This is a genomic window from Streptomyces sp. NPDC048643, assembly GCF_040650615.1.
Classification (GTDB): domain Bacteria; phylum Actinomycetota; class Actinomycetes; order Streptomycetales; family Streptomycetaceae; genus Streptomyces.
This window is the reverse complement of sequence record NZ_JBEZHO010000035.1, coordinates 69,224-93,552: the sequence shown is the minus strand read 5'-3', so window position 1 is coordinate 93,552 and position 24,329 is coordinate 69,224. Positions and strand designations below refer to the sequence as shown.

Annotated in this window: 21 protein-coding genes; 10 read left to right on the top strand and 11 right to left on the bottom strand. The window is 71.9% G+C overall.

Features of this window, described 5'->3' with window-relative positions; translation table 11 throughout:
* Positions 1 to 570: SPFH domain-containing protein (locus AB0C62_RS28915; protein ID WP_362978038.1), on the top strand; the 570-nt coding region annotated here is incomplete at its 5' end.
* A 288-nt stretch (positions 571 to 858) separates the two neighbouring features.
* Positions 859 to 1,941 carry a S1 family peptidase gene (locus AB0C62_RS28910; RefSeq protein ID WP_362978036.1) on the top strand — a complete coding sequence of 361 codons (1,083 nt, stop codon included), beginning with the start codon at positions 859 to 861 and terminating at the stop codon, positions 1,939 to 1,941.
* Between the two features lie 88 nt (positions 1,942 to 2,029).
* Here AB0C62_RS28910 and AB0C62_RS28905 read toward each other — a convergent pair whose 3' ends face one another.
* Positions 2,030 to 3,100 (bottom strand): DUF3533 domain-containing protein, encoded by a 1,071-nt coding sequence (locus AB0C62_RS28905; RefSeq protein ID WP_362978033.1) that lies wholly within the window; start codon positions 3,098 to 3,100, stop codon positions 2,030 to 2,032.
* A gap of 153 nt (positions 3,101 to 3,253) precedes the next feature.
* Between AB0C62_RS28905 and dnaE the strand changes: the two genes are divergently transcribed.
* Both dnaE and AB0C62_RS28895 read left to right on the top strand, forming a co-directional pair.
* Complete coding sequence (dnaE, locus tag AB0C62_RS28900; protein WP_362978031.1) at positions 3,254 to 6,838, top strand: DNA polymerase III subunit alpha; 3,585 nt, start codon at positions 3,254 to 3,256, stop codon at positions 6,836 to 6,838.
* On the top strand, positions 6,835 to 7,809 hold the full coding sequence (locus tag AB0C62_RS28895; protein ID WP_362978029.1) for a hypothetical protein: 975 nt from the start codon (positions 6,835 to 6,837) through the stop codon (positions 7,807 to 7,809). Before dnaE ends, AB0C62_RS28895 begins: the two co-directional genes overlap by 4 nt.
* Positions 7,810 to 7,859: 50 nt before the next feature.
* Here AB0C62_RS28895 and AB0C62_RS28890 read toward each other — a convergent pair whose 3' ends face one another.
* The gene (locus tag AB0C62_RS28890; protein WP_362978028.1) at positions 7,860 to 8,234 is read right to left on the bottom strand and encodes a cupin domain-containing protein; all 375 of its coding nucleotides are present in this window, start codon (positions 8,232 to 8,234) and stop codon (positions 7,860 to 7,862) included.
* Positions 8,235 to 8,425: 191 nt separating this feature from the next.
* Here AB0C62_RS28890 and AB0C62_RS28885 point away from each other — a divergent pair, with 191 nt between their 5' ends.
* Entirely contained in the window at positions 8,426 to 8,872 is a 447-nt protein-coding gene (locus AB0C62_RS28885) for a MarR family transcriptional regulator (protein WP_362978027.1), read from the top strand.
* A gap of 172 nt (positions 8,873 to 9,044) precedes the next feature.
* Entirely contained in the window at positions 9,045 to 9,905 is an 861-nt protein-coding gene (locus AB0C62_RS28880) for an alpha/beta fold hydrolase (protein ID WP_362978025.1), read from the top strand.
* A 58-nt stretch (positions 9,906 to 9,963) separates the two neighbouring features.
* Here the strand turns inward: AB0C62_RS28880 and AB0C62_RS28875 are convergent, their stop codons facing one another.
* Positions 9,964 to 10,989, bottom strand: a complete 1,026-nt coding sequence (locus tag AB0C62_RS28875) for a lytic polysaccharide monooxygenase (protein WP_362978023.1) — start codon at positions 10,987 to 10,989, stop codon at positions 9,964 to 9,966.
* A gap of 251 nt (positions 10,990 to 11,240) precedes the next feature.
* On the opposite strand from AB0C62_RS28875, the gene AB0C62_RS28870 reads away from it, so the two are divergent.
* Positions 11,241 to 11,732, top strand: a complete 492-nt coding sequence (locus AB0C62_RS28870; protein ID WP_362978044.1) for a GNAT family N-acetyltransferase — start codon at positions 11,241 to 11,243, stop codon at positions 11,730 to 11,732.
* A gap of 29 nt (positions 11,733 to 11,761) precedes the next feature.
* Here the strand turns inward: AB0C62_RS28870 and AB0C62_RS28865 are convergent, their stop codons facing one another.
* Positions 11,762 to 11,896: a hypothetical protein gene (locus AB0C62_RS28865; RefSeq protein ID WP_266612465.1), complete on the bottom strand. Its 135-nt coding sequence runs from the start codon at positions 11,894 to 11,896 to the stop codon at positions 11,762 to 11,764.
* 168 nt (positions 11,897 to 12,064) lie between these two features.
* Between AB0C62_RS28865 and AB0C62_RS28860 the strand changes: the two genes are divergently transcribed.
* The gene (locus tag AB0C62_RS28860; protein ID WP_362978021.1) at positions 12,065 to 12,697 is read left to right on the top strand and encodes a class I SAM-dependent methyltransferase; all 633 of its coding nucleotides are present in this window, start codon (positions 12,065 to 12,067) and stop codon (positions 12,695 to 12,697) included.
* 93 nt (positions 12,698 to 12,790) lie between these two features.
* Here the strand turns inward: AB0C62_RS28860 and AB0C62_RS28855 are convergent, their stop codons facing one another.
* Together AB0C62_RS28855 and AB0C62_RS28850 are read right to left on the bottom strand one after the other, a co-directional pair.
* A complete protein-coding gene (locus AB0C62_RS28855; protein ID WP_362978019.1) occupies positions 12,791 to 13,291 on the bottom strand; it encodes a DUF402 domain-containing protein in 501 nt (166 codons plus the stop codon).
* Positions 13,263 to 14,201, bottom strand: coding sequence for a GNAT family N-acetyltransferase (locus tag AB0C62_RS28850; protein WP_362978017.1), 939 nt, complete (start codon positions 14,199 to 14,201; stop codon positions 13,263 to 13,265). The genes AB0C62_RS28855 and AB0C62_RS28850 overlap by 29 nt, the downstream gene beginning before the upstream one ends.
* A gap of 70 nt (positions 14,202 to 14,271) precedes the next feature.
* Here AB0C62_RS28850 and AB0C62_RS28845 point away from each other — a divergent pair, with 70 nt between their 5' ends.
* Complete coding sequence (locus AB0C62_RS28845) at positions 14,272 to 14,646, top strand: GntR family transcriptional regulator (protein ID WP_362978015.1); 375 nt, start codon at positions 14,272 to 14,274, stop codon at positions 14,644 to 14,646.
* 73 nt (positions 14,647 to 14,719) lie between these two features.
* Here the strand turns inward: AB0C62_RS28845 and AB0C62_RS28840 are convergent, their stop codons facing one another.
* Positions 14,720 to 15,814: a DUF5925 domain-containing protein gene (locus tag AB0C62_RS28840; protein ID WP_362978013.1), complete on the bottom strand. Its 1,095-nt coding sequence runs from the start codon at positions 15,812 to 15,814 to the stop codon at positions 14,720 to 14,722.
* 165 nt (positions 15,815 to 15,979) lie between these two features.
* Between AB0C62_RS28840 and AB0C62_RS28835 the strand changes: the two genes are divergently transcribed.
* The gene (locus AB0C62_RS28835; RefSeq protein ID WP_362978042.1) at positions 15,980 to 17,407 is read left to right on the top strand and encodes a xylan 1,4-beta-xylosidase; all 1,428 of its coding nucleotides are present in this window, start codon (positions 15,980 to 15,982) and stop codon (positions 17,405 to 17,407) included.
* A gap of 91 nt (positions 17,408 to 17,498) precedes the next feature.
* Here AB0C62_RS28835 and AB0C62_RS28830 read toward each other — a convergent pair whose 3' ends face one another.
* From AB0C62_RS28830 to AB0C62_RS28815, 4 genes are read right to left on the bottom strand one after another with little or no spacing between them, the layout of a single operon-like run.
* Positions 17,499 to 21,365: a lipopolysaccharide biosynthesis protein gene (locus AB0C62_RS28830; RefSeq protein ID WP_362978011.1), complete on the bottom strand. Its 3,867-nt coding sequence runs from the start codon at positions 21,363 to 21,365 to the stop codon at positions 17,499 to 17,501.
* Positions 21,358 to 22,155, bottom strand: coding sequence for a polysaccharide deacetylase family protein (locus AB0C62_RS28825; RefSeq protein WP_362978009.1), 798 nt, complete (start codon positions 22,153 to 22,155; stop codon positions 21,358 to 21,360). Before AB0C62_RS28825 ends, AB0C62_RS28830 begins: the two co-directional genes overlap by 8 nt.
* Complete coding sequence (locus tag AB0C62_RS28820; RefSeq protein ID WP_362978007.1) at positions 22,152 to 23,165, bottom strand: glycosyltransferase family 2 protein; 1,014 nt, start codon at positions 23,163 to 23,165, stop codon at positions 22,152 to 22,154. The genes AB0C62_RS28825 and AB0C62_RS28820 overlap by 4 nt, the downstream gene beginning before the upstream one ends.
* Positions 23,162 to 23,980, bottom strand: coding sequence for a glycosyltransferase family 2 protein (locus AB0C62_RS28815; protein ID WP_362978005.1), 819 nt, complete (start codon positions 23,978 to 23,980; stop codon positions 23,162 to 23,164). Before AB0C62_RS28815 ends, AB0C62_RS28820 begins: the two co-directional genes overlap by 4 nt.
* Between the last annotated feature and the right edge of the window lie 349 nt (positions 23,981 to 24,329).

Below are 24,329 nucleotides of genomic sequence, written 5' to 3'. Positions count from 1 at the left end.
GGGCTCGAGTTGATGATCGACAGCCCGGCGATCGGCTGGGGCGTGCAGATCGACCGCGTCGAGATCAAGGACGTGTCCCTGCCCGAGACGATGAAGCGCTCGATGGCCCGGCAGGCCGAGGCCGACCGTGAACGGCGGGCTCGTGTCATCAACGCCGACGCCGAGTTGCAGGCCTCGAAGAAGCTCGCGCAGGCCGCCGAGGTGATGTCGGAGCAGCCGGCCGCCCTCCAACTCAGGCTGCTCCAGACCGTGGTGGCCGTCGCCGCCGAGAAGAACTCCACCCTCGTGCTGCCCTTCCCCGTCGAGCTGCTCCGCTTCCTGGAGCGGGCTCAGCAGGGCGCTCCTCCCCAACAGCAGGTCCGGGCAGAGCAGTCCGCGCCCCAGCAGTCCGCGCGGTCGTCGAGGCCGGACGAACCCCGGCAGGTGGGCGAGTCCGGAGCGCCGACCGCGCCGCAACAGGCCTCCACGGCACCGTGGTCGGCCGTGCCCGAACAGTCCGCGGGAGTGCGGGAGCCGGTCGCCCCGTCATCGAACGAGCCTCCCGAGGGGTCGAAAACAAGACAGGACTAGTCCTCACAGGCTGCGTCTTCGCGATCCGCAGGCAGTGTTTGCAGGGGGAATCAACAGGCCTTGACCATGGGCGGCCAGGGCGTAGGTGGGGTACGGCGGTTGTCGTACGCGCGTCCTGAAGTCGACCTTGTGTGTCCCCTGTGCGTCTCGGAATAGTGGGCCGGGAACAACTGGCATGGACGCGTCGAGACGAGCATTTCTGTCGTTCCGCGGGTTCATGTCCGTACGCCTTCCGGTCCTGGAGGTCCCCACAACCTCCCGGTCCGACCCCCCACAGGAGGACGTGAGTTGAAGCACCGACGCATATCCCGGCGCCGTGCCGTCATGACGGGCGCGGGCATCGCCGCACTGGTCACCGCCGGCGTCACCTTCCAGACTGCGAACGCGAGCGAGGCCCCCACGACCTCGACGCCGCACACCCTCTCCGCCCTCGCGGCCGGAAAGCTCGCCTCGACCCTGGGCGAGGACCTGGGCGCCGACGCGGCGGGAACGTACTACGACGCGACGTCGAAGCACCTCGTCGTCAACGTGCTCGACGCGAGCGCGGCCGACGCGGTCACGGCGGCCGGCGCCAAGGCCAGAATCGTCGAGAACTCCCTCGCCGAGCTGAAGGGCGCCCGTACGACGCTCAAGAAGGACGCGACCATCCCCGGCACGTCCTGGGCGACCGACCCGGCGAGCAACAAGGTCGTCGTCACCGCGGACCGCACGGTCTCCAAGGCCGAGTGGGCCAAGCTCACCAAGGTCACCGACGGGCTCGGCGGCACGGTGGAAGTCCAGCGGACGAAGGGGGAGTTCCAGCCCTTCATCGCCGGTGGTGACGCCATCAGCGGTTCCGGCGGCCGCTGCTCGCTCGGCTTCAACGTGGTCAAGGGCGGCCAGCCGTACTTCATCACGGCCGGGCACTGCACCGAGGCCATCTCCACCTGGTCGGACTCCAGCGGCAACGAGATCGGCACGAACGAGCAGTCCAGCTTCCCGGACAACGACTTCGGTCTGGTCAAGTACACCGGCAGCACGGAGCACCCGAGCGAGGTCGACCTCTACAACGGTTCCTCGCAGCCCATCGCCAAGGCCGCCGAGGCGACCGTCGGCGAGAAGGTGACCCGCAGCGGCTCGACGACCCAGGTGCACAGCGGCACGGTCACCGGCCTGGACGCCACCGTGAACTACGGCAACGGCGACGTCGTCAACGGGCTCATCCAGACCGACGTCTGCGCCGAGCCCGGTGACAGCGGCGGTTCGCTCTTCGACGGCGACTCCGCGATCGGTCTCACCTCCGGCGGCAGCGGCGACTGCACCGCGGGCGGCGAGACCTTCTTCCAGCCGGTCACCGAGGCGCTCTCCGCCTTCGGTGCCCAGATCGGCTGACGGCCTCCCCGGTCCGACGGAGCCCCGCTCCCGCGCACCCGCGCGGGAGCGGGGCTCCCGGTGTTCCCGGCGTCGTCGGGGTGTGCGGCTACGAGGGTTTCGGAGCGGTGGTCCCGGCCGGGGCGGCGGTACGTGGCCCGGCGCGGAACACGGCGGCGAGCAGCGTGACCGCGCTGCCGATGACCGCCCACGCCGAGAGCACCAGCAGGGCGCCGGTCATGTCGTTGCCCTTGAAGTACGCGATCGAACGGGCCGACCAGGTGCCCGCCCCCGGCGGCAGAGCCGGGCCGATCGCCTTCCAGAAGGGCGGCAGCATCGGCAGCGGGAAGGCGCCGCCCGCGCTCGGGTTGCCCGCGATCACCACCAGCAGGATCGCCAGACCGATGCCGACGACCCCGAACAGGCCCTGCAGGCCGAGGGTGGCGGCGCCCACCGCGAAGGTGATCAGGGCGCCGAGCCCCCAGAAGGCGCAGACGGGCCCCGGCAGGGCCCCGAGGACCGGGCCCACGATCACCGCGCCGCCGAGACCGCCGACGATCGCGACGAGGGCCATCACGAGGAGTCGGATCATCGCGCGCCGCAGGTTGGCGGGCCGGGCGCCCGCGCTGATCGCGAGGATCGAGGCGCAGAGATAGCCGCCCACGCACCAGCCGACGACCAGATAGAAGGACGAGAGGCCGTCGAAGTCCTGGGTGGAGGCCCGGGCCACGTCGACGGTCCGCACCGTGCGCTGTTCGGTCGCCTCCAGGGTGGTGACCAGTTTCTCCAGGGTGGTGGCGAGGACCGTGCCGCCGCCGGAGGCGACCAGCAGCGTGTCCTTGGAGCTCCGGGGATCGATGATCAGGGCGCCGTCGATCTCCCGGTTCAGGATCTGCTCGCGCGCGGCGGCCGCGTCGGGGACCGTCCTCGGGTCCAGCGGCTCACCCTTGATCCCCTCCAGCCGGGTCACCGTCCGCTCGGCCACCGCCTGCGGGGCGACCACCCCGAACGGCACGTCCCTCGGCTTCGGGTCGTGGAGCGCGCCCACGTAGGAGGCGATGAAGAGCAGCTGGAGCGCGATCACGCCGATGACGAGCAGCGTGGCCCGGGGGGTGACGGCGTCCTTCGCCTCGGCCAGGAAGGACGGGCGCGGGGCGGTGTCGCCGGCTGTCTGCGTCATGCCCCCACGGTCCGAGCCGGTCGGTGTTTGCGCAGGTGGGGAGGGTCCGAACGGATGTCGCACAAGAGTTCGAAAATTGGTCTATGGTGGAGACGAGGTAGTTGGGAACTAGTGTTCGAAAGCCCTTCGGGGCCCAGAGGTCGGGAGGTGCGCGTGCCGGGATTCACGCATCTGCACACCTCCTCCGGATTCTCCCTGCGGTACGGGGCCTCGCACCCGGAGCGGCTCGCCGAGCGTGCCTCCGAGCGGGGCATGGACGCCCTCGCCCTCACCGACCGGGACGGCCTCGCGGGCTCCGTCCGGTTCGCCAAGGCCTGCGCGAAGGCGGGCGTCCGTCCGCTGTTCGGCGTGGACCTGGCGGTCGGGGAGTCCGTGCGGAAGGAGCGGAGGCGCACCCCGGTGCGCGGAGGCGCCTTCATCGACGAGTCGGCGGCCCGCGTGACCTTTCTCGCCCGGGACGGCGCGGCCGGCTGGGCCGACCTCTGCAGGATCGTTACGGCGACGCATGCCGACGCCGAGCGGAGCGGCCCTCCGCTGCTGCCCTGGCCGGACAACCACGGTGACGGCCTGACCGTGCTGCTCGGTCCCTCCTCCGACGTCGGCCGCGCACTCACCGCGGGCCGCCCGGACCGCGCGGCCGAACTGCTCGTGCCCTGGCGGGAGATCTACGGCGACGCCCTGCGCCTGGAAGCCGTCTGGCACGGCCGCCAGGGCACCGGCCCCGGCTCCCTGCGCCTCGCCGCCCGCACGGTCGGCCTCGCCGCCGAACAGCGGGTGCGTCCCGTGCTCAGCAACGCCGTCCGCTACGCCGACCCCGGCCTCGGGCCGGTCGCCGACGTGCTGGACGCCGCCCGTCGGCTCGTCCCCGTCGACCCCCGGCGCGAGCTGGACTCCGGCGAGGCCTGGCTCAAGGACGGGGCCGCCATGCTGGGCGCCGCCGAACGGATCGTCGAGGCGGCCGGTTTCCGCCGGGACACCGCGCACCGGCTGCTCGAACAGACGGCGGACACCGCCGCCGCCTGCCGTGTCGACCCCGAGGACGACCTCGGCATCGGCAGCGTCCACTTCCCGGAACCGCGTCTCGTCGGCGCGGACCGCCGCACCGCCCAGCGCGTCCTGGCCTCCCGGGCGGCGGCCGGCATGGTGCTGCGCGGCTACGCGGGCCGGCGGGACTACTGGGAGCGGATGCACCACGAGCTGGACATCATCGCCCACCACAACTTCGCCTCCTACTTCCTGACGGTCGCTCAGGTCGTGGACGACGTACGGGAGATGGGCATCCGGGTCGCCGCGCGCGGGTCCGGGGCCGGCTCCCTGGTCAACCACCTCCTCGGCATCGCGCACGCCGATCCCGTCGAGCACGGACTGCTCATGGAGCGCTTCCTGTCCAAGCGCCGCCCGGTGCTGCCCGACATCGACATCGACGTGGAGTCCGCGCGCCGGCTGGAGGTGTACCGCGCGATCATCGGCCGGTTCGGTACCGAGCGGGTCGCGACCGTCTCCATGCCCGAGACCTACCGGGTCCGGCACGCCGTCCGTGACGTGGGCGCCGCCCTCTCGCTGGACCCGGCCGAGATCGACCGGATCGCCAAGGCCTTCCCGCACATCCGGGCCCGCGACGCCCGCGCGGCCATGGCCGAACTCCCCGAACTGCGCGAGCTGGCAGGGGAGAAGGACCGGTACGGCAGGCTGTGGGACCTGGTCGAGTCCCTCGACGCCCTTCCGCGAGGCATCGCCATGCACCCGTGCGGGGTGCTCCTCTCCGACGCCTCGCTGCTCGCCCGTACGCCGGTCATGCCGACCAGCGGCGAGGGCCTGCCGATGTCGCAGTTCGACAAGGAGGACGTCGAGGACCTCGGGCTGCTCAAGCTCGACGTGCTGGGCGTGCGGATGCAGTCCGCGATGGCGCACGCGGTGGCCGAGGTGGAGCGGGCGACGGGGGACCGGCCGGACATCGACGCGGCGCCGCCGGGCGACCCGGCGACGTACCGGCTCGTCCAGTCCACCGAGACCCTGGGGTGCTTCCAGATCGAGTCGCCGGGCCAGCGGGACCTGGTCGGACGCCTGCAGCCCGCGACCTTCCACGACCTCGTCGTCGACATCTCGCTCTTCCGCCCGGGGCCGGTCGCCGCCGACATGGTGCGGCCGTTCATCGAGGCGCGGCACGGCAGGGCGCCGATCCGCTATCCGCACAAGGACCTGGAGGGACCGCTGAAGGAGACGTACGGAGTCGTCGTCTTCCACGAGCAGATCATCGACATCGTCGACATCATGACCGGCTGCGGACGCGACGAGGCGGACCGGGTGCGCCGGGGGCTCTCCGACCCAGAGTCGCAGGGGCGGATCCGGTTCTGGTTCGCCCAGCACGCGACCGCGAAGGGGTACGACGCCGAGACCGTCACGCGGACCTGGGAGATCATCGAGGCCTTCGGCTCGTACGGCTTCTGCAAGGCGCACGCGGTCGCGTTCGCCGTCCCGACGTACCAGTCGGCGTGGCTGAAGGCCCATCACCCGGCCGCCTTCTACGCCGGGTTGCTCACGCACGACCCCGGGATGTACCCGAAGCGGCTGCTGCTGGCGGACGCGCGGCGGCGCGGGGTGCCGATCCTGCCGTTGGACGTGAACCGGTCGGCGGTCGCCCACCGTATCGAACTGGTGTCTGAATCTGGTGAGTCGGCCTCGGACTCCGGTTCGGACTCCGGCGTCGGTGTCGGCGTCGGCCCGGACCCGGTCGGTTCCGGCTCGGACTCAGACTCCGGCCCGGGTTCCGGCGGCGCCGGCCGCTGGGGTGTCCGGCTGGCACTGTCCGACGTGCACGGCATCAGCGAGGCCGAGGGCGCGCGGATCGCGGCCGGCCGGCCGTACGCCTCGCTGCTCGACTTCTGGGAACGGGCCCGGCCGAGCCGGCCGCTCGCCCAGCGGCTCGCGCAGGTCGGCGCGCTGGACGCGTTCGGCGCCAACCGCCGCGACCTGCAACTGCACCTGACCGAACTGCACCGCGGCTCCCGGGGGGTGCGCGGCGGCCAGCTCCCGCTGTCCGGCGGACGGAACACCGCCCCGGCCGGGCTGCCCGACCTGTCCTCGGCGGAACGGCTGAGCGCCGAACTGGGTGTGCTCTCGATGGACGCCTCCCGCAACCTGATGGACGACCACCGCTCCTTCCTGGGCGAGTTGGGCGTGGTCACGGCACGCCGGCTGCGTTCGGCGCGGCACGGCGAGACGGTCCTGGTGGCCGGTGTCAAGGCGGCCACCCAGACCCCGCCGATCCGCTCCGGCAAACGGGTCATCTTCAGCACGCTGGACGACGGGACGGGCCTGGTCGACCTCGCCTTCTTCGACGACTCCCACGACGCCTGCGCCCACACCGTCTTCCACTCCTGGCTGCTGCTCGTCCGGGGCGTGGTGCAGCGCCGCGGCCCGCGCAGTCTCAGCGTGGTGGGCGCCGCCGCCTGGAACCTCGCCGAACTGGCCGAACTGCGCGCCGAGGGCGGCCTCGACGTGGTGGCCGCGCGGCTGGCCGAGCCCGCGCCGAGGGCGCCGGGCGGGCGGGAGGAGCCGACGGAGTCCCGGCAGTCGGGAACGTCCGGCGCATCCGGCGACGGAGGTCCGGCCGGGAGCCGGACGATCCGGATGTCCACGGGGTACGAGATGCACCCCTGGGCCGATCTGCGCCCCGCGGGCGAAGGGCCCGCGGGAGGAAAGAAGTTGTGGCACCAGAGTCCGGGGAGTGCGGGATGACCATCCTCTGCGTACGTTTCCAGCTGCCTCCGATGCGCGAGGCCGCCTTGCCCCGACTCCTCGGATTACTGGAGGAGTTCACACCCGTCATCGAGGCGCTGCCGCCCGACGGCGCGCTGCTCGACGTGCGGGGTGCCGAGCGGTACTTCGGCCGTGGCCCCGCCGAGTTCGCCTCGCTGATCCGGGTCCGGGCCCTCGCCCTGCACGGCGTCGACTGCGTGATCGGCGCCGGTCCCGGACCGATGCTCGCGCGGATGGCGCTGCGCGACGCCGCCCCCGGAACGCCCCGGGTGGTGCTCGCGGACCCCGACGCCGTCACGGAGTTCCTCGCCGAGCGGCCCGTCACCGCGCTGCCCGGCGTCGGCGGCGCCACCGCCCGCACCCTGTGCGAGTACGGTCTGGACACCCTCGGCAAGGTCGCGGCCGCGCCCCTGTCCACACTTCAGCGCCTCACCGGCGCCCGGGCGGGCCGCGAACTGCACGAGAAGGCCTCCGGAGTCGACCGCGGCCGGGTCGTGCCGAACGCCACCTCCCGCTCCCTCGCCACCGAACGGCCCTTCCAGCGGGACGAGTTGGACCCCGGCCGACATCGCCGGGCGCTGCTCTCCACAGCCGAGGAACTCGGCGCACGGCTGCGCGCCCTGGAGAAGGTCTGCCGCACCCTGACCCTCACCGTGCGCTACGCCGACCGCTCCGCGACCACACGCAGCCGCACCCTCGGCGAGCCGACGGCGCACTCCTCGACCCTGACCGACACCGCGTACCGCATGTACGAGGCGCTCGGCCTCCAGCGTGCCCGGGTCCGCGCGATCGCGCTGCGCGCGGAGGGACTCACGCCCGCCGAGCAGGCCTCCCGTCAGCTCACCTTCGACCCGGTGGACGAGAAGGTCCGCCGTATCGAGGAGGTCGCGGACCGGGCGCGGGCGAAGTTCGGCCCGCATGTGATCGGACCGGGGACGCTGGCCGCGTGACGTCCTGGGTGGTGAACCCTGAAGAGTGACGAACGGCCGCGCGTCGGGACCTAGTTGGCCCAGGGCGGAGTGAGGACCGAGCCGTCGGCCAGTTCCGCCCGCAGGCCGACGGAGGTGGTGACCCAGGCGGTCGCCGGCTGCCCGGAGGCGTTCTCGATGCCGAGCGCGGTGCCCGGGTTGACGATCACGGTGTCGCCCGCGGTGACCTGTTCGGTCCTGCCGTCGAGCGTGATCAGCAGGTCGCCGGTGAGGAGGTGGAAGATCTCCTCGCGGTCGACGGTGTGCACGGGGGCGCGGAGCCCCGCGGGGAGCTCCGTGCGCCAGGCGCACAGCTCCTTGCTCCCGCTGCGCGGAGCGGCGTACGAGACGAACCGGCCGCCGTGGATCTCGTGGACGACGGCTTCGGAAGAACGGACGACGGGCACGGGGTGCCTCCTGGGTCGGATCGGTGGGGATCGGGATCGGTGCCGGGTCCGTGCGGCGCGCGGGACCGGGCGAGTCCGGCCCGGTCCGTACGGTCGGGCGGGCACGACATATGGTCAAGCTGCTTGACCATATGTCGTGGCCCTATAGTCAAGCTGCTTGACTGATTCGTCAAGGGTGTTTCAATGCCAGCGTGCAGAACTCCGAGGCCATGGCCCTGTCCGCCGCCCTGCTCGCCACCGCCGGCGAGCTGACCCGCCGTATCAACGAGGGTGTCGTCGCCCGCGGATTCGAGGACGTGCGGCCCGCTCACGGGTTCGCCTTCGCGCGGCTCTCGGCGGACGGGGCGACGGTCACCGACCTCGCCACGCACCTCGGGGTCACCAAGCAGGCCGCGAGCCAGCTCGTCGACGAGCTCGTCCGCAAGGGGTACGTCGAGCGCCGGCCGCACCCCGAGGACGCCCGCGCCCGGCTGATCCTGCTGACCGAGCGGGGGCGGGCGTGCACCCGTGCGGCCGAAGAGGCGGCGGCGGACGCCGTGCGGACGTGGGGCGAACTGCTCGGTGAGGGTGACATGCGCGCGTTGTATACGCGTCTGCTGCGCATCGCGCCCTACGGTCCCATCAGGCCCGCCTGGTGACGGTTCGAAGGACCGTGACAGCCCCGATCGGTTACCACTGAAAGTTTTTACTGACGCGTAACTTCACACGCGTGCTACTCGCTCGTAACTTGACGAGTGAACAGCATCCTCGTGATCCGGATCACAGGGCGTACGCCGTCGCAACTCCCTTGAGCCGCAAGGAGATCACACGATGCTGCCCTGGAACCGAGTGCTCAGACCCCTGGCCGCCCTGCTCCTGGCCGCCGCCGTCGCGGTCGTCCCCGCCGCCACGGCCCAGGCCGACTCCGCCCCCAGCAGTGGCTGGAACAACTACTCCTGCAAGCCGTCCGCCGCACATCCCCGCCCCGTCGTCCTCGTCCACGGCACGTTCGGGAACTCCGTCGACAACTGGCTGGCGCTCGCGCCCTACCTGACCAGCCGCGGGTACTGCGTCTTCTCCCTCGACTACGGCCAGCTCCCCGGCGTCCCCCTCTTCAACGGCCTCGGCCCCATCGACAAGTCGGCCGCGCAGCTCCAGGTCTTCGTCGACAAGGTGCTCGCCGCGACCGGCGCCGCCAAGGCCGACCTGGTGGGCCACTCGCAGGGCGGCATGATGCCCCGCTACTACCTCAAGTTCCTCGGCGGAGCCGCCAAGGTGAACGCCCTCGTCGGCATCGCCCCCGACAACCACGGCACGACCCTGAGCGGCCTGGCCAACCTGCTCCCGTACTTCCCCGGTGCCGCGGACCTGCTGTCGTCGGCGACTCCGGGACTCGCCGACCAGGTCGCCGGTTCCGCGTTCCTGACCAAGCTCAACGCGGGTGGCGACACCGTCCCCGGCGTGCACTACACGGTCATCGCCACCAAGTACGACGAGGTGGTCACGCCGTACAACTCGCAGTTCCTGAGCGGATCCGACGTCCACAACGTCCTGCTGCAGAACCTGTGCGGCCTCGACCTCTCCGAGCACGTGGCCATCGGGATCGTCGACCGCATCGCCTACCACGAGGTGGCGAACGCCCTCGACCCCGCCCACGCCTCCGCCACCACCTGCGCGTCCGTGTTCAGCTGAGCACACCGCCGGGGGCCGACCGGCCTGAGCCGCCGGTCGGCCCCCGGAGTCCAGCGCCCTAGCGGCCGTGCCGGCCGCCCGGGGTGGCCCGGCGCCGCACCGACGCGAACAGCGTCGCGGCGCCGAGCGCCAGGACGGCGGCACCGCCGACCGCGATGTACGCGGTGGTGGAATCGCCGCCGGTCTCGGCGAGGTTCGCGGAGGAACCGGCGGCCTCCGGCCGGTTCGCCGCGGCGTCCGTGGTCGCCTCCGTGTCGTCGGCGACGCCGGCCGCCTTCGCGCTCGCGGTCGGCTCGGCCGACGTGCCGGCGTCGTCGTCGCCGTGACCGTGGTGCTCCACCGTCGACTTGTCGCTGCCGTCCGCGATCTGCTCGTCCGAGGGCGCGGAGGCGCTCGGCGCCGGAGTGGTGCCACCCCCCGCGCCGTCCCCCTCGTCAGTGCCCCCGCTGCCGCCGAACGCCACGTCAGAGCAGGAGTAGAAGGCCTCCGGGCTGTCCGAACGCTGCCAGACGGCGTACAGGAGCTGCTTGCCGGAACGCTCCGGGAGGCTGCCGGAGAAGCTGTAGAAGCCGTTCGAGGCGGTCGGGTCGGTGACCGTCGCGACGGGGTGCGTGAGGTCGAGGTCGGCCCAGGCGAGCGACTTGGACGCGTCGTAGCCGGACTTCGTGATGTAGACCTTGAACGTGCCCTTGTGCTGAGCCGTCACCCGGTACCTGAAGGTGTACGCGCCGCTGCTCACGCTGGTCGCCGGCCAGTCGGCGCGCGCGAGGTCGAGCCCCTTGAACTCCTCGCTGCCGGCGCTGCAGAGCTTGCCGTCCGGGATCAGGGCCTGGTGCTGTCCGTTCGCGTCGCCGATGCGGATGCCGTTCCAGTCGTAGAGCGCCTGCGCGCCGCCCGCGGCGACCGCCGCCTTGCAGGCCGCCGACTTCGGGCTCTCCGGACCCTCCGCGTAACACTGGGACACCCGGCTCACCGGGTCCCCCATCGTGCCGTGCGCCGACGCGGGCGCGGCGGCCAGCGCGGACAGCGCGAGCGGGGCGATGCCGACGGCGGCGACAGCGGCGGCCTTGCGGCGTGCAGACATGAGGGAACTCCTCGAACGATCCTGATGCGTGGGGCGAGCCCCGCACGCCGTTCGTGCGGGATCCCGTGGGGGTGATCAGAAACTAGCCCCAGGAATCCGTGAAATCGCCTGCTGGAGACGGGTGATGGGGATCCTTATGGCGCTGTTAAGGCGGGGCTAACGGGGGGCTCAGGAAGGAGGGGCGAGGCCGGTCGGGGCATCGGCGTGCCGCGGGACCGGCGGCCTGTGGGTAGCGTGCGGGTATGACGGAGATGCCCGGGGAGTCAGGCGGGTTCGGAGAGCCCGGAGAGCGGCTTGCGGAGTTCGGGGTGCGGTGTGCCGCCGTCGGTGACGTGCCTGTCGTGCGGGCCGTGATCGACGCCGCCTTCGAGCCCTACGTGGAGCGCATCGGGGTCGTGCCCGCGCCCATGAAGGCGGACCACGCGGCCAACGTCGCGGCCGGCCGGGTGTACGTCACGGGGGAGCCGGTGACCGGGCTCGTGGTCGTCGAGGAGCGGCCCGACCACCTGTACCTCGACATCGTCGCCGTGCGGCCGGACGCCCACGGCCGGGGCGTCGGGGGACGGCTGCTGCGGTTCGTCGACGCACACGCGCGTGCCCTCGGACTGGACGAGGTCAGGCTCTACACGAACGCGATGATGTGGGAGAACCAGAAGATCTACCCGAAGCTCGGCTACGAGGTCGTCGAGCGGCGCGTGGACGGGCCCTACGACCGCGTCCACTACCGCAAGCGCCTCGGCTGACCGAGGCCGCGCCGGTCCCGCGGGGCGGCTCAGCCGTCCGGCCACCAGGTGCGCGCGATGTCCTTGCGGATCTCCGGGCGCGCGGCCGGACGTTCCTCGGCCTCGTCCCGTACGCGGCGGGAGTCCGACTTCCTCAGGGGCTTCTGCACGGTCGCACGGCGCATGGCTGCCTCCTCGCGTCTACCGGATCCCGATGGTGTACGGAGGTAGACCTTTCGGGGGAGAGTTCCTCATCGGTGGCGATCTGTCTGTGGCGCCGGTCACGTCCTGCCCCGGTCCGGCCACCGCGGCGGGCCCCCGGATTGTCAGTGGCGGCTGACACGATGGGACGCATGGTGAACGACGGCGTGACGAATCCAGGGGCGGGCGTCGACTGGGACGCGGAGTCCGCCACGTTCGACGAGGAGCCCGACCACGGCCTGCGCGACCCGGCGGTCCGCGAGGCCTGGGCGGCCCGGCTGCGGACCTGGCTGCCGGGCCGGCCGGGAGACCTGCTCGACGTCGGCTGCGGCACGGGCAGCCTGTCCCTCCTCGCGGCCGAGGAGGGACACCGGGTCACCGGGGTCGATCTCTCGCCCCGCATGATCGACCTCGCCAGAGCCAAGCTGGCCGGCCGTGACGCGGCGTTCCTCGTCGGTGACGCGGCGGCACCCCCCGTCGGCGAGCAGCGGTACGACGTCCTCTTCTGCCGCCATGTGCTCTGGACCCTGCCCGCCCCCGAGCGCGTGCTGCGGTACTGGCGGGGGCTCCTGCGGCCCGGCGGCCGGCTCGTCCTCGTCGAGGGCGTCTGGGGGACCGTGCACCCGGTCGGTCTGTCCGCCGACCGGCTGAGCGCCCTGCTCCGGCCGCTGGTCGCCGAGGCGGGCGAGGGAGCCGAGCTGCGCGTGGAGCCGCTGTCGGGCGACGCGCGGCTGTGGGGGCACGAGGTCGACGACGAGAGGTTCGCCGTGGTGGCCACCTTCTGAGCCCGGGTCGTGGATCCCGGACGCCACCGGGCCGGCCCCAGGAACCGTCGGCACCGGCACCCCCGAGAGGCGGCCGGTGCCGGCTGAACCCGGCTACTCCAGCAGCGCTTCGAAACCGCCCTCGCGGGCCAGGCGTTCGAGGTCGTCCAGGGCCTTCTCCGCGGCGGCGGCCGCCGCCGGGTCCGTGGCCGCCAGACCGCTCTCCGCGAACTCGTCCTCGTCCAGCCGTAGGACCGCAGTGCCGTCGGCCGAGCGCCACAGGTCCAGATCGAGATCCTCGACCACCAGCCGCCCCGCGGAGACGGCAGCGGGCCGCGTGACGTCGCAGTACCAGCCCTTCCGCACGCCCGCCGCGTCCCGGACCTCCTTCACCGCGTACCACCGGTCCCGCCAGTAGTACTCGGTGAAGACATCGCCCCGCTCGAACCGTACGAAGCCGAAGTCCCGGGCCGTGTCGCCCGCCCACGGGGCGCGCACCACGACCCGCGTCCCGTCGTCGGCGAGCAGCTCCGCCGGGTAACTGATCTTCGTACGGCCCGCCTTGACGAGCACGATCTCCACCGTGTCAGGCGTTTCCGCCGAGTTCGTGGACATACTTCACCTCCGTGGCGCACACGTCGTAGCCGAACCACTTGTTGATCGCGAGCATCGGCCCGTTGTCCGCATCGTTGCCGGTGAACGCCTCCCGGTAACCGGCCGCGCGGGCGCGGTGCAGTGAGTGGTTCTTGGCGAGCTTGGCGAGACCGCGGCCCCGGAACGCACGGGCGGTGCCCGTCATCACGGTGCCGTAGCGGGTGCCGCCGTCGGTGCGGGCCGCGCTGAAGGCTGCCGGCCGGCCGTCCACCAGGGCGACGGACGTCAGCTCGTGGTCGAGGAGCGGATGACGCCAGGTCTCCTCCAGCCAGGCCTCGTAGTCCGTGAACTCCCGTTCGACGTCGCTGGGTTCGTCGAGGAGGGTCTCCGCGTCCAGGGCGAACAAAGGCCGCGGGTCGTCCGCGAAGTCCGCCCCCGTGCGCAACTCGACGCCGGGGGGCGGGGACTGGAGCGGCGGCAGCGTGCCGTTCGCCAGGTCGAGGCGGAGGAAGTGCGCGGAGCGGGCCGAGCGATAGCCGCGCTTCTCCGCGAAGGCGCGGTTCGCGGGCGCGTCCAGCACCCAGGCGAACAGCCGGGTCGCGCCCAGGGCGGCGAGCCGCTCCTCCGCGGACCGCACCAGCAGCGAGCCCGCACCGCGGCCCGTCCGCTCCGGGTGCACGTACACGTTGACGTAGGCCTGGCCCGGCTCGGGGCTGTCGTACACGATGCCCACCTGCGCGGTGCCGACCGGCTCGCCGTCCTCCAGGGCCAGCAACGGCCGGTAGTGCGCGTCGGGATGGGCGTGCTCGACGTCGTAGGCGATGGACTGCGGGGTGAAGAGCATGAAGGGGAGAGCCTCGTGACGGATACGCGCGAAGCTCGCGGCGTCCACCGGGTCCCCACGACGCACCTCACGGATGATCAGTGTCATGGCAGCGCACGCTACGGGGAGGCCGCGTGCGGATGCCTCTCATTTTCCCCGGGTGCGGGACAATCGCCGGGTGACCCTGAAGATCCACATCGCAGAGGGGGCCGCGCCGTACGAGCAGGTGCGCGCCCAGATTTCCGAGCAGGCCAGGTCCGGCGCGCTGCCGGTCGGCCACAAGCTGCCCACGGTGCGGGGGCTGGCCGAGTCGCTCGGCCTCGCGGCCAACACCGTCGCCAAGGCCTACCGGGCCCTCGAGTCGGACGGGGTGATCGAGACACGCGGCCGCAACGGAACGTTCGTGGCCGCCGCCGGGGACGCCGCGGCGCGCGAGGCGGCGTCGGCCGCGCAGGCCTACGCCGACCGGGCGCACCGCCTCGGACTGACCGAGGCCGCCGCGCTCGCCGCCGTACGGGACGCCCTGCGCGCGGCGTTCGAGGGGAACTCCTAGAGCACCCGGAGCACCCGGAGCACCCGGAGCACCCGGAGCATGCGGAGCGCTCTGAGCGCCGGAACCTCCGCGCCTACAGGTACAGCCCCGCGTCCGCGCCCTCACGCTGGTCCGGGACCGATGTCGGTGTCGTGCCGCGGCGCAGCGCGTACAGCTCGGCGAGGGTCGCGCCCTCCCGCGGGACGCCCTCCTCGGTGCCCAGCCAGCCGACCGACTCCCGGCGGGTCAGCGGTCCGACCTCGATACGGGCGAGACAGCGGCCGGGGCGGACGACGGCGGGGTGGAGACGCTCCAGGTCCTCGTTCGTCGTGACGCCCACCAGGACGTTGCGGCCCTGGCCGAGCAGTCCGTCGGTGAGGTTGAGCAGCCGGGACAGGGCCTGGCCCGCGGTGTGCTTCGCCTCGCCGCGGATCAGCTCGTCGCAGTCCTCCAGCAGGAGCAGCCGCCAGCGTCCCTTGCCCGTGCCGTCCTCCTCGCCGATCGCGATGTCCATCAGATAGCCGACGTCCGAGAAGAGCCGCTCGGGGTCCAGCACACAGTCCACCTGGCACCAGTCGCGCCAGGAACGGGCCAGCGTGCGCAGGGCTGACGTCTTGCCGGTGCCGGGCGGACCGTGCAGGAGCAGCAGCCGGCCCGCGATGTCCTCGGGGGTCGTCTTCATCAGGCCGTCCATCGCGTCCGCGACCGGCGCCGTGTAGTTGGCGCGGACCTCCTCCCACGTGCCGGCGGAGATCTGCCGGGTCGTGCGGTGCGGGCCCCGGCGCGGCGACACGTACCAGAAGCCCATCGTCACGTTCTCCGGCTGCGGCTCCGGTTCGTCCGCCGCACCGTCCGTCGCCTGGCTCAGCACCTTCTCGGCCAGCTCGACACTGGTCGCGGTCACGGTGACGTCCGCGCCCCTGTTCCAGCGCGACACCAGGAGGGTCCAGCCGTCGCCCTCGGCGAGGGTCGCGCTGCGGTCGTCGTCCCGCGCGGAGCGCAGCACCCGGGCGCCGGGCGGGAGCAGGGTGGCCCCGGACCGTACACGGTCGATGTTCGCGGCGTGCGAGTGCGGCTGCTCGCCCGTCGCGAAGCGACCGAGGAACAGCGCGTCGACGACATCCGACGGCGAGTCGCTGTCGTCGACGTTGAGCCTGATCGGCAGAGCGTCGTGTGGGTTCGCAGACATGCCGCCATGATCCGTCACGCGGGCGTCCCATGCACCCGGTTTCCGCAGTGCGTCGCGTGTGTCGCGTGGGTCCAGCTCTTCCGGTGTATCCCTTCCATCCTGTTACAGGGCTGTACGACGACAGACCTGTCGCGCGCCCGATTCCCCCCGTTACTGTTGCCCATGATGGGACGTCATGGGTGGAATTCGGGGGAACGACGGTGGCGCCTGACCGCGCTGCTCGGCGTGGGCGCGGCCGTACTCGCCCTGGTCGTGACGCTGCTCAACACCCTGCCGGGGGACGGCGGGAGCACCTTGGGCACCACCCGCGACGGGGACAAGGTGCACGGCACTCCGGTCACCCCGCCCCAGACGCCTCGTCCCGACGTGGGCTGGGGGTTCACCCACACCCAGTACAGCGCCGACGAGGGCGACGACGCGGCCACCGAGCGGGTCGAGGGACTGCTGGGCCGTGACGAGGTGTCGCTGCCGCAGAACCAGCACATCATGGGGTGGGGAGCGGGCAACCCCGAACCGTCCAAGGGGCGTTACGACTTCTCCGAGATGGACAGCCGCATCGACTTCGTCCGCAGGTCCGGCGGCACCCCGGTCGTGACCCTGTGCTGCTCCCCGGACTGGATGAAGGGCGGCAAGCCCGGGGCGGACCGGACGAACTGGAGCCAGGCCTCGCTGGAGACGGCACCGGAGCCCTCGCACTTCGCGGACTTCGCCGCCCTCGCCGCGACGGTCGCCCGGCGCTACCCCGACGTACGCCACTTCATCGTCTGGAACGAGTTCAAGGGCTTCTGGAACGACGGCGAGGGCCGCTGGGACTACGAGGGCTACACCAAGCTCTACAACCTGGTCTACCAGGCGCTGAAGAAGGTGGACAAGGACATCATGGTGGGCGGCCCCTACCTGGTCATGGACAGCTTCGACCCACGCCAGACGCAGGACGCGTCCACGACGGTGAAGGGAACCTGGGGCGCCATGGACCAGCGGGTCCTCGACGCCTTCACCTACTGGAACGAGCACAAGGCGGGCGCCGACTTCGTCGTGGTCGACGGCTCCAGCTACACCAACGACGACGAGACGCTCCCCGACGAGTTCGCGGCCACCGACAAGTTCACGGCCGTCAGCAGATGGCTGCGCGGGCAGACGCACGGACTGCCGCTGTGGTGGGCCGAGTACTACGTCGAACCGGCCGACTCCAAGGACGAGCGCAAGGGCTGGTCCGAGACCCGACGCGTCGCGGTCCAGGCCAGCGGCATGATGGCGATGGTGCGGGGCGGCGCCTCCTCGGGCTTCTACTGGAACCCGGAGAAGGAGAAGGGCGCCGACTGCCCCGGCTGCCTGTGGACCCCGACCGACACCGCCGACGGCGGCGGGGACCTGCCCATGTACGACCTGATCTCCCGCTTCGGCAAGGCGTTCCCGCCGGGCACGGTCTACGAGAAGGTGTCCGTCGCCGCCGACGACGTGCCGAACGTGCGGGTCCTCGCCACCGACCGGACCGTCCTCGTCGTCAACACGCGGGACCGGTCGATCAGCGCGAAGGTCGACGGGAAGCGGTTCCAACTGGGCGCGTACGCGGTGAAGTGGCTCAGCCGCTGACCGGGCCGGCCGACGGCCCAGGGACATGAGGACGCGGCCCGGCCGGCGTACCGACCGGGCCACGTCACCCGCACGCACCGCTCCCGCGCTCCTACTTCATCGTCAGGAACCGCTGCACCAGTGAGGCCAGCAGGACCGCCAGCAGCGGCAGGGAGAACCAGAAGCTGCTCTGGACCCAGCGCAGTTGCCGCACCCCGGGCCGCACCGCCACCCGCACGACCTCCCGCGCCGTCAGCAGCACGATGAGCGCGATCGCGGCGAGACCGCCGACGACCGACCACGGCGTCCACGTGACCTGCGGCCCGATCGGCCCCGGTTCGGCCCGCGGGACCGCGCCCTCCGGCCGCTCACGCAGCGCGTACATCGTGACGTCGTCGTTGACCAGGACCTTCCTCAGTTCCGGCCGCTCGTCGAGGTTGGTGATCAGCCGCGACTCCCACGTCGCCGAATAACCCACGTCCAACTGGAGGTAGACCACCTGGCTGCGGTTGATCATCAGATACGAGTTCGGGCCCGCGTCCTTGAGCGCCTTCACGAGCCCGGACACCAGCACCGGGTCGGCGGGCGCGAGCGTGGGGACGTACTGCACCTTCTCCATGTCCCTGGCGCCCCACGGCATCGCGGGCGTCACGTTGTCGACCGTGTCGTTGCTCAGCCACAGCAGCCGGGCCGTCGGATCGTCGTGCGCGTACACGTAGTCCATGGCCGTGACCTCGCCCGGCCGGATCCGCTCGAAGGACTCGTTGCCCCAACGGGCCACCAGGAAGCCGCCCATGAGGAGCAGACCCGCCATCAGCGCGGCGACCGGGGCGAGACTCAGCCGGTCCTTCTCCCGCTCCTTCGCGGTGACGCCGGTACGCGGGAACAACGCCAGTCCGGCGAGCAGGGCGGCACCCGGCACGGCGAACATGAAGACGCGCAGCGCCATCTCGCCGCCGTACGACTGCATGCCGAAGCCGAGGAACGGGACGAAGGTCAGGACGAGCAGCGACCGTTCGCGGTACCGGTGCTCGCGCCGCCGCCACCAGCCCCAGCAGGCGAAGGCCATCATGCCGCCGGCGAGCAGCACCCGTGTGTACAGCACCAGCTTGTGCGTCGAACTGCCGCCCTGGATACGGCCGGAGACCGACGTCGACACGTTGCTGCCGACGCCCCCGACACCCCCGAACAGGTCGTCGAAGTGGCCCGACCAGTACGGCTCGGCCATGAAGCCGACCCAGGCGGCGACCAGCACGGCGAACAGGATGGGCAGACCGCGCAGTTCGGAGCGGCCGACGAGGACGAGGACCGCGAGAACGCCCAGCATCACGAACGGGGTCAGCTGGTGCGCCGGCACGGTGGCCGCGAACAGCCCGATCAGGACCATCAGGAGCACGGCCTGCTGCCGCCGGTCCGCCGGCTCGACCTCCGCCTCGCCCGGCCGCCGCTTCGTCCACAGCACACGCGGCGCCCGGAACCACACGAGCAGGATCGCCACGAACACCAGGTACAGCAGGTAGGTGAAGCCCTGCGGCGAGAAGTAGTCCTGGCCCACCCAGCCGCACAGCGTGAAGAACCAGATGCCCGTCCACTTGGCGCGCCAGCTCGCCCGCATCGACCGGACCAACAGGAACATCGGCGCCAGATAGAGGAGTTGGATGGTCATCGGCCACCAGCGGATGACCTCGGACAGATCGGAGACCCCGCACGCCTTAGCGACGAACGCGGCCACCGCGAAGAAGCCCGGCCAGCTCCAGCGGGCGTCCAGGTCCGGCACGGCGGACCCGGTCCGGTCGATGTAGTCGAGGAAGCCGAGATGCTGCCAGGCGGTCGCGAACCGCGGCTCGGTCTCGATGACCGCCGGGAGCGCGTGCAGCGACACCACGGTGGCGAGCAGAGTGACCAGCAGCAGACCCCGGTGCTCGCGTCTCATCCACAGCAGCGAGCTGAAGACCGTGACCAGCAGGGCGGCGCCGATCAGCGTCGGCAGCGGGAGCACCGAGATCAGGCCCAGGCCGCCCATGTCCGTGAGCGAGTCGTCGTCGAGGCCGAACGCGGGGACCCAGTAGAGAAGCAGCGCCGAGATGAGCAGGAAACCGAGGACGACACCGGGCCTCGACGGACGCAGGACGCGCTCGCGCCAGGACAGGGGAGGGCCGTCCGGGGGCTTCCGGTCCTCCCCCGTCCCGTCCGACGGGACCGGTTCCGCGGCCGACGCGCCCTCCGCCGGAGCGGCCCGCACCCCGGACACGGCACCGTCGGGTCCCTCCGCCTCGAACGGGGCGTCGACCTCCGGCACCTCCACCGGGCCCAACGAGGCCTCCGAACCGGGCTCGCGCGCCTCCACGGGCAGCCCCACGGACGGCTGCCGCTGCGCCCAGGCGGGGCGGCGCTCGGCGCCCGTCCCGGTGCGCACCGCTGCGGTGCCGGTCGGCGGCGTGCCCGGCCCGGGGCGTACGTCCGGCCGGCGATCCAGGTGGTCGAGGTCGATGTGCAGGCCCAGGGCCAGGGTGTCCGAGTCGAGCGCCCAGGCCGGGCCCCGCTTCGGCTCGCGCGAGGCGGCGGCGTCGCGCGCACCGAGGTCGGCGAGGTCTCCGTCCGGCGCCGTGTCCGCCGGAGGCTCGGCGGGCGGCGCGGTCCGCACGATCCTGAACAGCTTCGGTGCGGCGATCGTCACGATCACCGCGAGGCTCGAGATCTCCGCGACGCCCGCGCCGGTCAGGCCCATGCGGGGCAGCAGGATCACCGTGAGGCCGAGGACCAGAAGGCACAACAGGCCCTGGAGATAGGCGAGTCCAGAGGTGCGGCTCTGCGCGCGCAGCACGGCGAAGTAGGTCTCCATGACCACCCGCAGCAGCGCGCCGACGGCGAACCAGCGCAGCAGCGGCGTCGCCGCGTGCGCGTACCCGGCGCCGAAGACGTGCAGGATGTACGGCGCGCCGAGGAACAGCAGTCCGCACACCGGCAGCATGATCCGGGCCATGCGCCTGAGCGCGGCGCGGGTGTTGGCGGCGAGCCGCGCCGGATCGTGCGACCCCTCCACCGTCAGCGAGGCGCCCATGTTGATGGCGAGCAGGTTGACCGTGCCGCCTATGGTCGTGGTGATGTAGAAGTACGCGTTGTCGGTGGAACTGACCTGCGAGGCCACGATCACCGGCACGAGATAGACCACGGCGAGCGAGAACAGCGACCCGGTGTAGTCACCGGCGAGGAACCGGCCGATCTCCCTCAGGGAAGGCGGCTTGGTTCGGGTCTCCGTCGCCTTCACGTGCCTCGGCACCAGCCGGCGGAACACCAGGATCCCGAGCGGCACCACCGACAGGGCGATCGCCGCGACCCAGGAGACGAACACGCCCGAGGTGGGGATCGCGGCCGCGAGGCCGATCAGCAGCGCCAGCTTCACCGCGGAGAACACGGTGTTGCCCACCGGTACCCACAGCGCGCTGCGCAGCCCCGTCAGCACCCCGTCCTGCAGCGTCAGCACCGACCAGGCGACCACCGCCAGCACGAAGAACGTGCCGTGGAGCGGACCGTGCAGGAAGCGGTACGAGGGGCCCCACAGGTTGAGCGTGAGCAGGAAGATCCCGGCGGCGAACGCCACGACCACCGAACTGCCCGCGTACGTGCGGAAGATGAGCCGGCCGGTCGCGCGTCCCGCGACGGGGATGAAGCGGGCGAGGGCGCCGGTCAGTGTCACCGCGGTGATGCCCGCGAGGAGTTTCATCGCGGCGATGGCGGCGGAGCCCTGGCCGACCGCCGACTCGGTGTAGTAACGGGCGGCGATCAGCCAGTACCCGAGGCCCAGCACCGCGGAGATCCCGGTGTTGAGCATCAGGGCGTAGGCGTTGCGGAACAGCGGGCTGCCGCCTCCGCCGCCCGTGCGGCCGGTGCCGGGCAGACGCAGGCGGCGGCCCGGCCGCTGCTCGGGTGCCTCGGGCGCGGTGGTCGAGGACTGGGCTGTGGTGGTCGTGTCAGACACGGGAACGGATGGCCTTCCGGCGGACCTGTCGTGCTCTTCGGACCATGGCGTACCCCTTGGTGAGGGCCCGGTCCCGGGCGAAGGTGCGGGCGATCGAACGGCCCTCGACCAGCCGCTCGAACTCCTCGATACCGGTCGTACGGCGCACGGTGACGCGTTGCAGGGCGTATGGGCCCTGCCGGCGGCGGGCAAGGCCGTTGCCGACGGCGAGCGACTGGGCGAACCCCGCCGCACGCACCGAACGGCGCACCCCTGCGCTGGAGTAGCCGTACGGGTACGCGAACGAGTCCGGGTACGCGCCCAGTTCGCCGGCGATGATCTCCCGGCAGCGCAGCAGCTCGAACCGGAGCGCGTCGTCCGTGATCTGGTCGAGCTGCGGATGGGTGTGGCTGTGGCCGCCGATCTCCGTCTGTTCCCCGGCGAGTGCGCGCACCTGGTCCCAGTCGAGCATGGTGTCGAGGCCGCCCCCGGTGTCGTACGCGCCCCTGATCCACCCCGTGGACACGAAGAGGGTGGACGCGAAGCCGTGCTTGGCGAGGGCGGGCAGGGCGTGCCGGTGCACGCCCTCGTAGCCGTCGTCGAAGGTGATCAGGACGGGGTGCGCGGGCAGCGGTACGCCCGAGCGCCAGGCCGCCGCCAGCCGGGCGGTGCCGACGGGGGTGAACCCGCGGTCGTCGAGCAGCGCCATCTGCTCGGCGAACGCCTCGGGCGCGACGGACAGCGCCCGGGTCGCGTCGTTCGGCGTCCGCGCGACCGAGTGGTACATCAGGATCGGTACCGGTCCGCTCATGCCGCCGCTCCCTCGTCGTCCGGGACCCCCTCGACCGCCGCGACGGGGGCGACCGAGAACACGGCGCCGCTCCGGCGGGCCCGGACGCTTCCCGCGACATACCCGCCGGCCGCCGTCAGTACCCCGGCGACGATGGCTCCCGCGCGGCCCGCGCCGCCGGGACGGGCCAGGGCCGCGTCCCGCAGTCCGCGCAGCACCCCGACGGGCAGGACCCGGGTGGTGTAGCGGCGCTCCGACTCAAGTCCTTTTCCGGCGCCCACACTTCGGGCGACCAGGGCCTTGGAGAGGCCTTCGGCGTAGGCCCGGGTGCGGAAGTAGCCGAACCGCTCGCGGGTCGCGGGCACCCGGTGGTGGATGACCGCGCGGTCGTCGATCAGCAGGACGGAGTCCGGCCGGGCACGGGTGAGCCGGATGCACAGCTCCGTCTCCTCGCAGCCCAGCGGACGCCTGTCGCCGTCGCGGCCGATCCCGGTGGCGAAGCCGCCCGCCGCGTCGAACGCCGTACGGCGGAAGGAGGCGTTGCCGCCGAGGACGTTGCGGACCCGGACCCGGCCCGGCGGCAGGCCCTTGTACGTGCAGCCCACCACCCAGTCGAACTCCTCGGGGAACCAGGCCGGCCGGCGGCCCGACGCCCAGACGGGCATCGTACGGCCGCCGACGGCCATCACCCGCGGGTCGGCGTAGCCCTCGGCGAAGTGCCGCAGCCAGTCCCGTTCGGCGACGGCGTCGTCGTCGAGGAAGGCGATGACGGAGCCGTGCGAGGCGGCGATCCCGGTGTTGCGGCCGGCGGACAGACCGCGGGGGCCCGCGTTGGCGAGCACCCGCACCCCGTCGGTCTCCTTGTACTCCCGGGCCAGCCGCTCCAGCAGAACGGAGTTGTGGTCGACGACCAGCAGCGTCTCCAGGGCGGTCAGGGACTGCGCGCGCACCGAGGAGACCGCCGCGAGGATGTCCTCCCAGCGGTCCTCGGTGTACACGCAGATCACCACGGAGATGTCCCGCGTGCTCAAGACACCTCTCCCCGGCCGGAGTCGAGCTGGTGGGCGTGCGGCGTCCGGCGCAGCGCGCGCCGGTTGGACCGCTCCTTGAGAATCACCTTGAGCACCCGGATCCCGTCCCGCACGGCGCGCAGATTGCTCGCTCCGTGGATGCGGAGGTACTCGTGGCTGGGTATCTCCTGCACCTTGAGGCCCGCCTTGACGACCCGGATGTTCATCAGGGTCTCGACCTCGAAGCCGGTGCAGTCGAGCTCGATCTTGTCGAGGCAGTGCCGCCAGAACGCGTTGTAGCCGTAGCAGAGATCGGTGTAGCGGGCGCCGAACTTGGCGTTGACGGTCGCGCAGAGCACACGGTTGCCGAGCTTGCGGATCGGCGTCATGTCGGACGTGCCGCCGCCGTTGGCGAACCGCGAGCCCTTGGCGAAGTCCGCCCCGGACACCAGCGCGGAGACGTACGAGACGATCTCGTGGCCGTCGGCCGAGCCGTCCGCGTCGACCATGACGATGATGTCGCCGGTGCACGCCGCGAACCCGGTGATCAGCGCGTCGCCCTTGCCCCTGCCGAGCTGCTTGACGACCTTGACGTCCGGCCACAGCTCACGGGCGACCTCGACGGTGTTGTCGGTGGAGTTGCCGTCCACGAGGACCACTTCGTGGATCCAGGACGGCAGCGTCTTGAAGACGTACGGGAGATTCTCCGCCTCATTCATGGCGGGAATCACGACACTCACCGGTGGCGCGATGGCCAGGTGAGAGGAGATCGGCCGGTAGATCGCGGCCACTAACGGATCGTCGCCCGAGATGGCTGGGCGCAGGACTGAGCTCATGAGTCTGGTCCCTCTCGTCCGGTGGACCGCCCGCCCCTGGGCGGTCCGTCTCTTTGTCCGGTTCGAAAGGGGGGTTACTCACTGACGGCATGCCGGAATGGATCTCCGTCCATGCCGGGTGAGCTGGCAAAACGTGCCCGCTCCGAAGTGAGGAGCAGGCTGCGCGGCCCGACTCGGCATACGTCTGGTCACCGAGAACGGCACCCCCCAACCGCGCCCCGCGCCGGCTTCCATCGCGGTCCTGAGCCCTCCCCTGGAGCCGCTGATGATGGACCGATGCGGGTGAGATGTACGACGGTATTGACGAATGCGTCTGTATGGCAAGACCTGGAACGAGGCCTCACCTTTT